The 14,669-nt window shown below is 65.4% G+C and carries 13 protein-coding genes; 8 read left to right on the forward strand and 5 right to left on the reverse strand.

All coding sequences use genetic code 11. The annotated features are described in order from the left end of the window. Positions 1–63: 63 nt before the first annotated feature. From ACSHZY_RS08320 to rpsB, 3 genes are all read right to left on the reverse strand, one after another. Complete coding sequence (locus ACSHZY_RS08320; protein WP_435168074.1) at positions 64–663, reverse strand: superoxide dismutase; 600 nt, start codon at positions 661–663, stop codon at positions 64–66. 117 nt (positions 664–780) lie between these two features. Continuing rightward, positions 781–1,656, reverse strand: a complete 876-nt coding sequence (tsf, locus tag ACSHZY_RS08325; protein WP_435168077.1) for a translation elongation factor Ts — start codon at positions 1,654–1,656, stop codon at positions 781–783. A 73-nt stretch (positions 1,657–1,729) separates the two neighbouring features. After that, complete coding sequence (gene rpsB, locus ACSHZY_RS08330; RefSeq protein ID WP_271973949.1) at positions 1,730–2,494, reverse strand: 30S ribosomal protein S2; 765 nt, start codon at positions 2,492–2,494, stop codon at positions 1,730–1,732. A gap of 177 nt (positions 2,495–2,671) precedes the next feature. On the opposite strand from rpsB, the gene ACSHZY_RS08335 reads away from it, so the two are divergent. From ACSHZY_RS08335 to ACSHZY_RS08360, 6 genes are all read left to right on the forward strand, one after another. Beyond that, complete coding sequence (locus ACSHZY_RS08335) at positions 2,672–3,541, forward strand: PfkB family carbohydrate kinase (protein WP_435168080.1); 870 nt, start codon at positions 2,672–2,674, stop codon at positions 3,539–3,541. Then, positions 3,538–4,452, forward strand: coding sequence for a pseudouridine-5'-phosphate glycosidase (locus ACSHZY_RS08340; RefSeq protein WP_435168083.1), 915 nt, complete (start codon positions 3,538–3,540; stop codon positions 4,450–4,452). Before ACSHZY_RS08335 ends, ACSHZY_RS08340 begins: the two co-directional genes overlap by 4 nt. A gap of 332 nt (positions 4,453–4,784) precedes the next feature. Beyond that, positions 4,785–6,497: an extracellular solute-binding protein gene (locus tag ACSHZY_RS08345; RefSeq protein ID WP_435168085.1), complete on the forward strand. Its 1,713-nt coding sequence runs from the start codon at positions 4,785–4,787 to the stop codon at positions 6,495–6,497. A 39-nt stretch (positions 6,498–6,536) separates the two neighbouring features. Then, positions 6,537–6,881, forward strand: coding sequence for a hypothetical protein (locus tag ACSHZY_RS08350; RefSeq protein WP_435168088.1), 345 nt, complete (start codon positions 6,537–6,539; stop codon positions 6,879–6,881). Between the two features lie 111 nt (positions 6,882–6,992). Further along, positions 6,993–7,646, forward strand: coding sequence for a DsbA family oxidoreductase (locus tag ACSHZY_RS08355; protein WP_435168091.1), 654 nt, complete (start codon positions 6,993–6,995; stop codon positions 7,644–7,646). Beyond that, entirely contained in the window at positions 7,643–8,845 is a 1,203-nt protein-coding gene (locus ACSHZY_RS08360) for a multidrug effflux MFS transporter (protein ID WP_435168094.1), read from the forward strand. Before ACSHZY_RS08355 ends, ACSHZY_RS08360 begins: the two co-directional genes overlap by 4 nt. Here ACSHZY_RS08360 and mfd read toward each other — a convergent pair. Together mfd and ACSHZY_RS08370 are read right to left on the reverse strand one after the other, a co-directional pair. After that, complete coding sequence (gene mfd, locus ACSHZY_RS08365) at positions 8,839–12,294, reverse strand: transcription-repair coupling factor (protein WP_435168097.1); 3,456 nt, start codon at positions 12,292–12,294, stop codon at positions 8,839–8,841. The genes ACSHZY_RS08360 and mfd overlap by 7 nt on opposite strands. Before the next feature lie 10 nt (positions 12,295–12,304). Next, positions 12,305–12,817 carry a component of SufBCD complex gene (locus ACSHZY_RS08370; protein WP_435168099.1) on the reverse strand — a complete coding sequence of 171 codons (513 nt, stop codon included), beginning with the start codon at positions 12,815–12,817 and terminating at the stop codon, positions 12,305–12,307. 124 nt (positions 12,818–12,941) lie between these two features. On the opposite strand from ACSHZY_RS08370, the gene hemB reads away from it, so the two are divergent. Next, positions 12,942–13,946: a porphobilinogen synthase gene (hemB, locus tag ACSHZY_RS08375; RefSeq protein ID WP_435168102.1), complete on the forward strand. Its 1,005-nt coding sequence runs from the start codon at positions 12,942–12,944 to the stop codon at positions 13,944–13,946. Between the two features lie 76 nt (positions 13,947–14,022). Further along, entirely contained in the window at positions 14,023–14,568 is a 546-nt protein-coding gene (locus ACSHZY_RS08380) for a YSC84-related protein (protein ID WP_435168105.1), read from the forward strand. Positions 14,569–14,669 lie beyond the last annotated feature (101 nt).

The raw sequence follows: 14,669 nt of genomic DNA on the forward strand, positions 1-14,669 counted from the left end.
GAAGGGAAAGGAGTGCATGTTCCAGAATGAAATGGCCCGCGATGAACGCGGGCCATTTGGTGCTTACATGCGGGCCGCGACGGCTTCCCAGTTCACCAGCTTGTCCAGGAAGTTGGTGAGGTAGGCCGGACGCTTGTTGCGGAAATCGATGTAGTAGCTGTGCTCCCACACGTCGCAGCCCAGCAGCGCGGTCTGATCAAAGCAGAGCGGGTTCACCCCGTTTTCCGTCTTGGTGATCTTCAGCGCGCCCGAGGCGTCCTTCACGAGCCAGGCCCAGCCCGAACCGAACTGTCCGGCGCCGGCGGCCGCGAACTCTTCCTTGAACTTCTCGACCGAACCGAAGCTTTCGGTCAGCGCCTTTTCCAGCTCGGACGGGATCGTTTTCGGACCGGGGCCCATGATCTCCCAGAACAGGTTGTGGTTCCAGTGCTGCGAGGCGTTGTTGAAGATGCCCGATTGCGCCACGGCGTCCGGCTTATAGGTGCCGCGGACAACGTCTTCCAGCGACGCGTTTTCCCACTCGGTGCCGGCGATCAGCTTGTTGCCGTTGTCGACATAGGCCTTGTGGTGAATGTCATGGTGGAATTCGAGCGTTTCCTTCGACATGCCCAGATCGGCAAGCGCGTCGTGGGCATAGGGAAGATCGGGGAGCGTGAATGCCATCTTGGCCTCCTTCAGTCGGTTCGCGTCAATAAGAGACCACCGGCCGGGAAGGTCAAGGGGCGCGCCAAAGCAAAACGCCGCCCGGGGGGCGGCGTTTCACGAGGTTTCCGGAAGAAATCAGCCGGCCAGCGTCTTGGCGACTTCGGCGGCGAAATCTTCTTTTTCCTTTTCGATGCCTTCACCGACGGCCATGCGCACGAAGCCCACGACCTCGACGCCCGCATCCTTCGCGGCCTGGGCCACGGTAATGTCGGGGTTCAGCACGAACTTCTGACCCAGCAGCGTGACTTCCTCGAAGTACTTCGCCATGCGGCCGACGATCATCTTCTCGATCACGGCTTCGGGCTTGCCCGACTCGCGCGCCTGCTCGGTCAGGACGTTCTTCTCACGCTCCACCAGCGCGGGATCCAGATCGGCTTCCGACAGCGAGGCCGGGTTGGTCGCGGCGACGTGCATGGCGATCTGCTTGGCGATGCCGTTGTCGGCGCCCTTCACGGCCACCAGCACGCCGATGCGGCCCATGCCGTCGGCGGCGGCGGTGTGGACGTAGGACGCCACGGTGTCACCTTCCACGACGGCCATCCGGCGCAGGGTCATGTTCTCGCCGATGACGGCGATGGCTTCGTTCAGCACCGTTTCGACCGGCTTGCCGTTCAGGTCGGCCGATTTCAGCGCGTCCACGTCCGACACGGTCAGCGCCGTGGCGGTGATGCCGGACACCAGCTTCTGGAAGTCGGCGTTCTTGGCCACGAAGTCGGTTTCGGAGTTCACCTCGACCGCGACGCCCTTGCCGCCGGACACGGCGACGCCCACCAGACCTTCGGCCGCCACGCGACCGGATTTCTTGGCAGCCTTGGCCAGACCCTTGGTGCGCAGCCAGTCAACGGAGGCTTCCATGTCGCCGTTGTTTTCCGTCAGCGCCTTCTTGGCGTCCATCATCCCTGCGCCGGTCGACTCGCGCAGTTCCTTCACCATCTGTGCGGTGATTGCCATCGTGGCTCTCCTCGATATTCGATTGGAAATCCCGACGGGTGTAAACCCGCCGGGTAACGGTCAGACGACAGGCTTACGCCTCTTCGACGGCCTCTTCCTCGGGAGCGGTTTCCAGCTCTCCCAGGTCGATGCCGGCTGCGCCCATCTGGGCGGTCATGCCGTCCAGCGCCGCACGGGCGACCAGATCGCAATAGAGGCCGATCGCGCGGGCCGCGTCGTCGTTGCCTGGGATCACGTAGTCCACGCCCTTGGGGGACGCGTTGGTGTCGACGATCGCGACGACCGGAATGCCCAGCTTCTTGGCTTCCAGGATGGCGAGGTCTTCCTTGTTCACGTCGATCACGAACAGCAGGTCCGGAACGCCGCCCATGTCACGGATGCCGCCCAGCGAGGCTTGCAGCTTGGACTGCTCGCGCTCCATGTTCAGGCGCTCTTTCTTCGTGAGGCCTTCGGCACCGTTCGCCATCAGCTCGTCCAGTTGCTTCAGGCGCTGGATGGAGTTGGACACGGTTTTCCAGTTGGTGAGCGTGCCGCCCAGCCAGCGGTGGTTCATGTAGTGCTGTGCGCAACGCTCGGCCGCGTCGGCGACGGGCTTCTGCGCCTGGCGCTTCGTGCCGACGAACAGCACGCGGCCGCCCTTGGCGACGGTGTCGCGGACGACTTGCAGCGCCTTGTCCAGCATCGGGACGGTTTGCGTCAGGTCGATGATGTGGATGCCGTTGCGGTCGCCATAGATGAACTCGCCCATCTTGGGGTTCCAGCGAGCGGTTTGGTGACCGTAGTGAACGCCAGCTTCAAGCAGCTGACGCATCGAGAAATCGGGGAGCGCCATGTCCATGTCCTTTTCCGGTTTACGCCTCGGCAAAACCTTGAGGGATCTCTCCCAACCGGCGGACCTTTCGGGATGTCTCCCCGATCAGCCCAAGCTTCGCCTGTGAAGTGCCGCGCGTATAACCTGCACCGGGACCGTCCGCAACCCCTTGCGCGGCGCGCGTGCCTGAAGGAAAAGCGGGGAATGACAGACATTCTTTGCATCGGCTCGGTCCTATGGGACATCATCGGGCGTTCGCCCTCGGCCATGCGGCTCGGCTCCGACGTGCCGGGCCGCATCACGCGCATCCCCGGCGGGGTCGCGATGAACATCGCCATCACCTTGCGCCGCTTCGGCCTGACGCCCGCCTTGCTGACGGCGGTCGGGCGGGACGCCGAAGGGGATGAACTGGTCGCCGACTGCGCGCGGCTGGGCATGGTGACGGACCATATCTACCGCTCCGACGATCTGCCGACGGACCGCTACATGGCGGTGGAAGGGGCCAACGGCCTGATCGCCGCCATCGCCGACGCCCATTCGCTGGAAGCGGCGGGCGACAAGATCCTGCGGCCGCTGACGGGCGCCCTGGCCGGCTGGGAAGGCCCCATCGCGCTGGACGGCAACCTGACCGAACAACTGCTGGCCGAGATCGCGTCTTCTCCCCTGTTCGCGAAGGCGGACCTGCGCGTGGCCCCGGCCAGCCCCGGAAAGGCCGAACGGCTGCTGCCGCTGCTGACCTGCCCCAACGCCACGATCTACGTGAACCTTGAAGAAGCGAACATCCTGTCCAAGGCGCCCGCCGCCACCGCCGCCGACGCTGCGGAGGCCCTGCTCGCCCGTGGCGCCGCCCGCGTGCTGGTGACGGACGGGGGCCGCGCCTGCGCCGAGGGGCGCGCCGGGGCCGGCGTCATCACCGATCTTCCGCCGCCCGTCCTTGTCACCCGGGTGACAGGTGCGGGCGATACCTTCATGGCCGCGCATCTTGTGGCCGAACGGGGCGGCGCCAGCCGTCCGAACGCCCTGCGCGCCGCCCTTCGCGCCGCCGCCGATCATGTTTCCGGAGATATCGCATGACCCTGCCCCTCATCCTCCAGTCCTCGGTCGAGGAAGCGCTGGCCAATGGCACGCCCGTCGTCGCGCTGGAAAGCACGATCATCACCCACGGCATGCCCTATCCCCAGAACGTGGAGATGGCGCGCGCGGTGGAGGACACGATCCGCGCCGGAGGCGCCGTGCCCGCCACCATCGCCATCATGAACGGCGCGATCCATATCGGCCTGGATGACGAGGATCTGGAGATCCTGGGCCAGACCCCGGACGCGATGAAGCTGTCCCGCGCCGATCTGGCCGTGGGGATCACCAGCGGCCGCGTGGGCGCCACCACGGTGGCCGCGACGATGATCTGCGCGCAACTGGCGGGCATCGACGTCTTTGCGACCGGCGGCATCGGCGGCGTGCATCGCGGCGCGGAAACGAGCTTCGACATCTCGGCAGACCTGCCGGAGCTGGGGCAGACGGCGGTGACGGTCGTGGCGGCCGGGGCCAAGGCCATCCTCGACCTGCCCAAGACGTTCGAGGTGCTGGAAACGATGGGCGTTCCCGTCATTGCCTATGGCCAGGACGAACTTCCGGCCTTCTGGTCGCGCCAGTCCGGTCTGAAGGCCCCGCTGCGGATGGACACGGCCGCCCAGATCGCGAACGCCCACGTGATGCGCGGCCTTCTGGGCCTGCCGGGCGGCCAGCTGATCGCCAACCCCATCCCCGCCGAACACGAGATCCCGCAGGAGGAGATCGGCCCCGCCGTCGAGGCCGCCCTGCGCGATGCCGAGGCGCAGGGCATCGCCGCCAAGGAGGTGACGCCCTTCCTGCTGGACCGCATCTTCACGCTGACCGAAGGCCGTTCCTTGCGATCGAATATCGAGTTGGTTCTGAACAATGCGCGGCTTGCTGCGGAAATCGCGACGGAAATCGCCCGTCTGCGCTGAACGGCCAGAAGCGGGGTTGCCCCGCTTCGCCCAATTCTCTACTGCCCGGCGCAACGGCAAAAAAAAGACGCCGGCACGAAGCCGGCGTTCAGGTGAGGCAGGTTTCATACAGGCAAGAAACCTATCGAGCAGTGAGGTCTTTATACCCCCCTGCATTCGCTTGGCCAAGTTAAAAGTTTGAAATGGCACAACCAGCACTTAAGGTGGCGGCCATCTGCAAACGCTGAACAGGCAGACGGGGCATGAAACAACAATTCGTTAAGGTTTTGCTGCTAACGGCCCTCGCTTTTTTGCCGACACAGGTAGTGGCGGAAAAGTCACACGGCATCGCCATGTATGGTGAACCCGCGCTTCCCACAGACTTTTCCCGCCTGCCCTACGCCAATCCGGACGCCCCCAAGGGCGGCACTATGGTGATGGGAGAATCGGGCGGCTTCGACTCGCTCAATCCCTATATCTTGAAGGGGCGCGCGCCGTTTTTCTTGGGCCCGTGGACGGTGGAGACGTTGATGGCCCGCTCCATCGACGAGCCCTTCACGCTCTACGGCTTGCTGGCCGAAACCGTCGAAACCGACCCCGACCGGACATGGGTGGAATTCACCCTGCGGCCCGAAGCGCGATTTTCGAATGGCAATCCGGTCACAGTGGAGGACGTGATCTGGTCCTTCCGCACCTTGGCCGAGAAGGGTCAGCCGCGATACATCGGGGCGTGGCACAAGGTGCGGTCGGTGGTGCAGACGGGCCCCCGATCCGTTCGTTTCACCTTCACCGAACCCGACCGCGAGATGCCCCTGATCCTCGGTCTGCGCCCGGTTCTGGAGAAGGCGCAGTATGAGGGGAAGGATTTTGCCGAATCGTCCGACGCGCCAATCGGTTCGGGGCCGTATGTCGTGGAAAGCTTCAGCCCGAACCGTTCCGTCACCTATCGCCGGAACCCCGACTGGTGGGGCAAGGACCTGCCGTTCAACCAGGGCCTCTACAACTTCGACACCCTGCGGACTGAATATTACGCCGACACGGGTGTGGTGTTCGAAACGTTCAAGGCCGGCGGGCTTTCGATCTGGAGGGAGCCGAACCCCGCGCGCTGGCTGACCAACTTCTCTTTCCCCGCCGTCCAATCGGGCGACGTGGTGCTGGAGGAGATCCCCCACCGCCGCCCGTCGGGGATGAACGGGCTGGTCATGAACACGCGCGGCCCGATCTTCGACAACTGGCACGTACGCGAGGCGATGATCCTCGCCTTCGACTTCGACAAGATCAACCAGATCGTCACCGGCGGGGTAGAGCCGCGGATCGGCAGCTATTTCGACAATTCCGATCTGGCGATGGAGGATGGTTCCGCCCCGGCGGGGGTTGCCAAACTGCTCGCCCCCTATGCCGACAGCATTCCCCCGGACGCGCTGGACGCCTATGCGCTGCCCCCGTCCGACATGCCCCGCCGCACCCGTCTGCGCCGCGCGATGGAGTTGTTGCGCGAAGCGGGATGGGAGGTGGAGAACGGAATCCTGATGCGCGGCGGCCAGCCCTTCCGGTTCGAGATCCTGCTTCCGCAGGGCGCGGGCGAAACCGCGACCGTGGCCGACATCTATGTGCAGTCGCTGCGCAGCCTCGGGATCGAGGCGCGGGTGACCACCGTCGATCCCGCGCAATACAACGAACGCGTGACGAATTTCGACTTCGACATGACCAGCATCCTTCGAAGCTTCTCCCTTTCGCCCGGGAACGAGCAGATGCTCTACTGGGGGTCCGCCGGGGCGATGCAGCCGGGATCGCGCAACCTGATGGGCGCCGCCTCTCCGGCCATCGACGCGATGGTCACGGCGCTGGTGCGGTCCCAGACGCCGGCCGATTTCCGGAACGCGACCCGCGCGCTGGACCGGCTGCTGATGACCGGCCGCTACGTCATCCCGTTCTGGTACGCCAAGGTGTCGCGCATCGCCTATCGCCGCGGCTTCCATCATCCGGACCGCCTGCCCCTTTACGGCGACTGGCCGGGCTTCCAGCCCGACACATGGTGGCAGGACAACGGAACCGCGCCGCATTGACCGCGTTTTCCCCCTGATCGCAGAACGGAGGATTGTCGGATGCGCTGGCGCACTGTGGAACAGAACTGGGAAGCCTTTCATGAATCGCTTCTGGACACTTGGCCGGTGCTGAGCGAGGACGACCTGATCGACGTCGAGGGCGACCGCCAGACCTTCCAGCAACGGCTGATCGAACTGACGGGCGAAGAGCCCGATGACGTGGCCCAGCAGATCGAGGAATGGCTGGAAGGCGCCGTCCCCTCGGACGTGCACATGGACGAACAGCACGACAACCAGTCCATCCTCGACAGCGAGCTCTATGTCTCTCCGGGCGAGGATGCGTCGGACGACGACCGCAAGTTCGGCGACGACAATGTGACAGACGATCCGGTGCGCGGCGGCTGACTGTCGTCAAAAATTCACCTCGGCCCTCTGGCCAATCCACCGGACGCGGCGCATAAGAGTGTCGCGTCCATGTCATCTTCGACCGGGCGTGCTTCCACATCAGGAACCCTCATGACTCCGGCAACGATCCCGCTGGACGTGTTTTCCGATCCCGTCTGCCCATGGTGCTACATCGGCAAGACCTTTCTGGATCGCGCATTGGAAAGCCGTCCGCTTCACCCCTTCCGCGTGGAATGGCACCCCTTCCGCCTGAACACGGACCTGCCCCCCGAAGGGGTCGAACGCGCCCCCTATCTTGAAGCGAAATTCGGTGACCGCCGCAGCGTCGCCGAGGCCATGGCAAGGGTCCAGGCCGTCGCGGACGAGGCGGGCGTGCGGATGGACATGGGCAAGGCCACGCGCGTTCCCGACACGCTGGACGCCCACCGCCTGATCCACTGGGCCGGCATCGAAGGCGCGCAGAACCGCGTCGTGGACGCCCTGTTCCGCGCCTACTTCCAGGACGGCGCCGATATCGGTCAATCGGACGTGCTCTCCGCCATCGCCTCGGCCTGCGGGATGGACGGGGCACTGGTGGGGCGCCTTCTGTCCACCGACGGCGATCGGGACGACCTGATGGCCCGCGACCTCGACGCGCGGGAAAAAGGCGTGACGGCCGTGCCGACTTTTTTGGTCGACCGTCAATTCGTGCTTGCCGGCGCGCAATCGACCGCCACCTGGCAACAGATCATCGACGACATCCTCAAGCAATTGGAAACGACATGAGCCGCGTGCGTTCCACCGGACCGTTGGAATTCATCGCCCTCGTGGCGGCGATGATGGCCACGATCGCCTTCTCCATCGACTCCATGCTGCCGGCCTTCCCGGTCATGACCGAAGAGCTGACCCCCGAGGCCCCGAACCACGTCCAGCTGATCGTGACGATGTTCGTTCTGGGCATGGGCTTCGGCACGCTGATCGTCGGCCCGATCTCGGACGCGCTGGGACGCAAGCCGGTGATGCTGGGCTGCGTGGGCGTCTTCTGCCTTGGCGCGCTGATCGGCTGGCAGGCCGACACGCTGGAGTGGATGCTGGTGGGCCGCGTCATCCAAGGCCTGGGCGCCGCCGGGCCCCGCGTCGTGGCCATCGCCATGGTCCGCGACCTGCATGTCGGGCGCGAAATGGCGCGCGTCGTCAGCTTCATCATGATGGTCTTCACGATCGTGCCGGCCATGGCGCCCATGATCGGCAGCGGCATCATCGCGCTGTTCGACTGGCGCGCCCTGTTCATCGCCTTTGCCGTCCTGGCGATCATGGCGGGCAGCTGGCTTTACATCCGGCAGCCGGAAACGCTGCCCGTGACCAACCGCCGGCCGTTGAAGGTGTCGAGTCTTTCAAAGGGCATGGCCGAGATCCTGCGCAACCGTCTCGTGCTCACCTCCATGGTCGTGCAGGGCTTCATCGTAGGCTGCATGTTCGCGACCATCTCCTCGATCCAGCCGATCTTCGAAACGCGGTTCGGGGCGGCCGACACCTTCCCGATGTGGTTTGCCGTCATCGCGCTGGTGGCGGGCGTGTCCAGCTTCGTGAACGCGCGGCTGGTGATGACGGTGGGGATGCGGACGCTGATCACCACGGTGATCGGCGCACAGGTCGTGTTCTCCACCCTGATGGCGGTGCTGAACGGCACCGGCCTTATGCCAGAGGCGCTGGCCTTTCCGGCCCAGATCCTGTGGACGATGACGATGTTCGGAATGCTCGGCCTCAGCATGGGGAACCTGAACGCCCTGGCGCTGGAACCGCTGGGCCATCTGGCGGGGCTTGGCGCGTCGGTGATCGGCTGCTTGTCCACCGTCATGGGCGTGGCGCTGGCCACGCCGGTCGGTCAGGCGTTCGACGGCACGAACGTGCCGCTGGCCACCGGCATCGCAATCTATTCCTCCGCGTCGCTTCTTCTGATGCTGAGCTTGCCAAAGCGTCACTGACGCTTCGGTTTCACCACCTTCTCGGCCAGATCCCGGGCAAGGCCGAAAGCGCCCCGGATCCGGTCGCCCTCGGTCTTCCACTCGGCGGCCACGGCGATCTTGTTGCCCACGACCTTCGCCTCCGGCTGCGCCTTCACGAAATCCACGAGGCCCGCCGGGTTGGCGAACTTGTCGTTGTGGAACTGGATCGTCGCCCCCCGCGGACCGGCGTCCAGACGCGAGATTCCCGCTCGCTTGCACATGGCCTTGATGCGCACCACCAGCATCAGCGTGTTCACCTCGCGCGGCAACTCGCCGAACCGGTCGATCAGCTCTGCGGCGAAGCCTTCCATCTCCACCTTCGTGGTCAGCCCGGACAGGCGGCGATACAGGCCAAGGCGGATGTCGAGGTCAGGGATGTATTCCTCGGGGATCAGCACCGGCACGCCGATGCTGATCTGAGGCGCCCACTGGTCGTCCATCTCGGTCAATCCGCCGATCTCGCCCGAACGGATCTTCTGGATCGTCTCCTCCAGCATGTTCTGGTACAGCTCGTACCCGACTTCCTTGATATGACCCGACTGTTCGTCGCCCAGAAGGTTGCCCGCCCCCCGCAGATCCAGATCGTGCGAGGCAAGATTGAACCCCGCCCCCAGATTGTCGAGACTGCCCAGAAGGCGCAGCCGTTTCTGCGCCTGCGGTGTCAGCGGGCTGCGCGGCTTCGTCATCAGGTAGCAATAGGCCCGTGTCTTCGACCGGCCCACCCGTCCACGGATCTGATAAAGCTGCGACAGGCCGAACATGTCGGCGCGGTGCACGATCATCGTGTTGGCCGTCGGGATGTCCAGACCGGATTCCACGATCGTGGTGGCCAGCAGCACATCGTACTTCCCGTCGTAGAAGTTGTTCATCCGTTCGTCCAGATCGCCGGCGGCCAGTTGACCATTCGCAACGATGAAGGTGACCTCGGGCACATGCTCGCGCAGGAACTCCTCGATCTCGGGCAGGTCGGAAATGCGGGGCACGACGAAGAAGCTTTGCCCGCCGCGATAGCGTTCGCGCAGCAGCGCCTCGCGCACCGTCACGGTGTCGAACTCGGACACGTAGGTGCGGATGGCCAGACGGTCCACCGGCGGCGTCGCGATGATCGACAGGTCGCGCACCCCCGTCAGCGACAGTTGCAGCGTGCGCGGGATCGGCGTCGCGGTCAGGGTCAGGACGTGCACCTCGGACCGCATCTCCTTCAGGCGTTCCTTGTGGGACACGCCGAAATGCTGCTCCTCATCGATGACGAGCAGGCCGAGGTTCTTGATCCGCACCCCCTTGGCCAGCAGCGCGTGGGTGCCGATGCAGATGTCCACGGTGCCATCGGCCAGACCGGCGCGGGTTTCCGACGCTTCCTTTGCCGGAACGAAACGGGACAGCTGACGCACCTTGAAGGGGAAGCCGCGGAAGCGTTCGGCAAAGCTGCGGAAATGCTGACGGGCCAGAAGCGTCGTCGGGCAGATGACGGCCACCTGCATGCCGGCCATGGCGGCGACAAAGGCCGCGCGCATAGCCACCTCGGTCTTGCCGAAGCCCACATCGCCCACGACCAGCCGGTCCATCGGCCGGCCGGCTTCCAGATCCGAAACGACATCGGCGATGGCCGCCAGCTGATCGTCGGTTTCCTGATACGGGAAGCGGGCCGAAAACGCTTCCCACATCTGGTGCGGGGCTTCCAGGATGGGGGCGTGGCGCAGGTGGCGTTCGGCCGCGATCCGCATCAGGCGGTCCGCAATCTCGCGGATGCGTTCCTTCAGGCGGGCTTTCTTGGCCTGCCAGGCGCCGCCGCCCAGCTTGTCCAGAAGGCCTTCCTCATGCCCGTAGCGGGACAGAAGCTCGATGTTCTCCACCGGCAGGTAAAGCTTCGCATCCTCGGCATAGACGAGGTGGAGGTAATCGTGCGGCGGGCCCGGCTGGTTGCGCGGCGGCTGGGGCACGCGCAGGGTTTCGAGGCCCATGTAGCGGCCGACGCCATGTTCCACATGCACGACCAGATCGCCCGGGGACAGGGTGTCCACCTCGCGCAGGAAGTTGTCGGCCTTGCGCTTCTTGCGCGGCTTGCCGACCAGCCGGTCGCCCAGCACATCCTGTTCCGAGATCACGGCAAGGCCGGGCGCGACGAACCCCGCCTCCAGCGGCCAGACCATCAGGAACAGCCCGCCCTTTCCGTCCTTGACCTGCCGGAAATCCGTTACGTTGGCGGCGGTTGCGTCCTGATCTTCCAGCAACCCCTTCAAACGTTCCCGCGCGCCTTCGGACCAGCTGGCCACCACGACCTGATGATCCTTGCGCAACGTCTTGATGTGATCGGCAAGGGCGGCGAACAGGCTCACATTCTCTTGCTGACGTTCAGGAGCGAAGTTGCGCCCGATGCGACCGCCCGCGTCCAGAACCCCCGGTCCCGGTGCCTGCGCCAGCGGCGACAGTTGCACCACGCGGTGCGAGGCCAGGGCGGCCTCCCACGCCGCATCGTCCAGATACAGACCTTCGGGCGCAACGGGCTTATAAACGGTATCGACGCGGTTCTTCTGGCCCAAAGCCTCGCGCCGGGCGTCATACTGGTCGGCGATGCCTTCCCACCGCGACAGGCGCGCCGCCGTGATCTGGTCGTCCAGCATTACCGAGGCCGAGGGGATGTAGTCGAACAGCGTTTCCAACCGCTCGTGGAAGAAGGGCAGCCAATGCTCCATCCCCTGATGCTTGCGGCCCGCGCTGACGGCTTCGTACAAGGGATCGTTCGCGCCGCCCGCACCGAATTCCACGCGGTAGTTCTGGCGGAAGCGGGTAATGGCGCTTTCGTCCAGCATCACCTCCGACACCGGGGCCAGATCCAGCACCGACAGCTTTTCGGTGGACCGCTGCGTTTCCGGGTCGAAGTGGCGCAACCCGTCCAGCGTGTCGCCGAACAGGTCCAGCCGGACAGGCTCGGACTCCGGCGGATAGATGTCGATGATGCCGCCGCGGATCGCGAAATCCCCCGGCTCCGCCACCGTGGTCACGGGGGAATAGCCCATGCGCCCCAGATAATCGCGCAGCCGCCCTTCGTTGATCCGGTCCCCCACGCGGGCCGAGAAGCTGGCAGCCGCCAGCGTTTCACGGGTCGGCACCTTCTGCGTGGCGGCGTTCAGCGTGGTCAGCAGCACGAAAGCGCCCGGAAGCCCCTGCGCCAGCGCCGCCAGCGTGGCCATCCGGCGCGCGGCGATCAGCGGGTTCGGGGACACGCGGTCATAAGGAAGGCAATCCCAGGCCGGAAGCTCCAGCACCGCCACCTCGGGGGCAAGAACGGACAAGGCTATGCGCATCGCCTCCAGCCGCTTGTCGTCGCGCGCAACGTGGATGACCGGCGCGCCGCGCGCCACCTCCTTCGCCAGAAGGCGGGCGTCAAAACCTTCGGGCGCCCCGCCCAGGATGATACGGTCCGCCATGGTTTTTCCCCTAGATCGACAGGCTGAGAACGCGCCAGACGCCCCAGATCAATGTTATGAAAATAGCCGTCGTCGCAATGGCTTGGACCATGATCCTATGCCAGATCAGGCGGTTGGCAAGGGTCTCGGCGTCCGGTGCCTCGGCGGCAAGGCGATGGGCGAGGCGTAGGCGCAGCGCCTCGATCAGGGCCCAGGGGGCGCCCATCAGGAACAGGGCCTGCGCCGCATCCAGCCCCGCAAGGGCCAAGGCCAGAAGCCCCGACAGCACGAAGGCCACCACGGCCACCAGCGCCACGCGCAAGCCGGCCGGCATCGCCAGCTTGCGCCGGACGTGGAAACGGGTCAGCCACAGCATCTCCTCGGCCGCGCGGGCGTCGGTGCGGGCGTTCAGGATCACGTCCTGCGGCACGCCCATGACGTTCCGCGTCACGATCGTCCAGAACCCCGCCAGCGCGATCCAGAACCACAGCACCGAAAAGGAGCGCAGGCTGATCGCGGAAAAAACAAGCTCGTACCACTGCAACTTGGCGTGTTCCCCAACCTTTGTTCCGGTCCTAGCCTTGAGAGGGCGGCTTTTCCATGGCAGGACAAGAAAAAACCGTTCCGACCGCTTCTGCTGGCCGGCTTTTGCCCCCGAAAGGACCGCCATGCGACCGATCCAGGCCACATATCCTGCCACCCGCTTCCGCCGCAACCGCAGTTCCGACGCCCTGCGCCGGCTGACACAGGAAAATGTCCTGACGGTGAACGACCTGATCTGGCCGGTCTTCATCCAGGACGGCACCGGGCAGGAAACGGAAGTCGCCTCCATGCCCGGCGTGTTCCGCCGGTCCGTGGACCAGCTGGTCGCCGCCGTTGCCGACGCGGCAGAGATGGGCATCCCCGCCGTCTGCCTGTTCCCCTACACCGACCCCTCCCTTCGCAGCGAAACGTGCGAGGAAGCGTGGAACCCCGACAACCTGACCAACCGCGCCATCCGCGCCATCAAGGCCGAGGTGCCGCACATCGCGATCATGACCGACGTGGCGCTGGACCCCTACAGCGCGCATGGGCAGGATGGCCTGATGAAGGACGGCGTCGTGCTGAACGACGAGTCCGTCGAGGCGCTGGTAAAGATGGCGCTGGCGCAGGCCGAAAGTGGTGCCGACATCATCGGCCCGTCGGACATGATGGACGGTCGCATCGGCGTGATGCGCCTGGCGCTGGAGGCCGCGGGCCACAAAACGACCGCGATCATGTCCTATTCCGCCAAATACGCCTCGGCCTTCTATGGGCCGTTCCGGGACGCGGTGGGGGCAAGCGCGACGCTGAAAGGCGACAAGAAGACCTACCAGATGAACCCCGCCAACAGCGACGAGGCGCTGCGCCTTGTGCACCGCGACCTGACCGAAGGCGCCGACAGCGTCATGGTCAAGCCCGGCATGCCCTACCTCGACATCTGCCGCCGCGTGAAAGAGGAGTTCGGGGTTCCGACCTACGCCTATCAGGTGTCGGGCGAATACGCGATGCTGAAGGCCGCCGCGCAGAACGGCTGGCTGGACGGGGACGCCGTGATGCTGGAAAGCCTGATGGCCTTCAAGCGCGCGGGATGCGACGGCATTCTCACGTATTTCGCCCCCGAGGTCGCGCGGAAACTGGCCCGCGGGATCTGACCGGCGGTGACAGGGCCGGCCCGATGGGCTAGGCTTCCGCCAATTCCCGTAAAGGGTTAGGAGAAAGGGACAGGATATGGATCGTCGTGCATTGCTGGTCGGGCTGGGCGCCACCATGGGTCTGGTGGCCTGCTCCAACGGTGTGAACAGCGCCGGGGGCTCCATGATCGACGCCCGGGTGGATGTGGCGCGGGACTATCTGTACCAGCAGTTCCCCGGAACGCGCGAACTGGCCGAACGCTCCTCGGGCGTGCTGTTCATGCCGCTGATCACCGAAGCGGGCTTCGGCGTGGGCGGCGCCTACGGGCGCGGCGCGCTGCGGATCAACGGGGTGACGGTCGACTACTATTCGGCCGCGAAGGCGTCGGTCGGGTTCCAGATCGGGGCGCAGCAATACGCCCACGCCCTGTTCTTCATGACGCCGGACGCGTTGTCGCAGTTCCGCGCCTCCTCGGGCTGGGTGGCGGGCGCCGATGTGCGTTATGCCGTGCCGGATCAGGGCGCCAGCCTTGGCAAGGACACGACCGAGATCACGCCCGTGGTGGCGCTGGTCTATGGCCAGTCCGGTCTGATCGCCGGGGCAACCGTGGCCGGCACCAAGTACACCCGCATCATTCCCTGACGCGGGGCCGTCGGGCCCCGTTCACGCGGAAGATCACCTTCTCTCGCCAGCTCCGCCACGTCGGTTGCGACGCGGCCGGGGATCGACTACCAAGCAGCCTC

The organism is Falsirhodobacter sp. 1013 (assembly GCF_051195255.1).
Lineage (GTDB): Bacteria > Pseudomonadota > Alphaproteobacteria > Rhodobacterales > Rhodobacteraceae > Falsirhodobacter.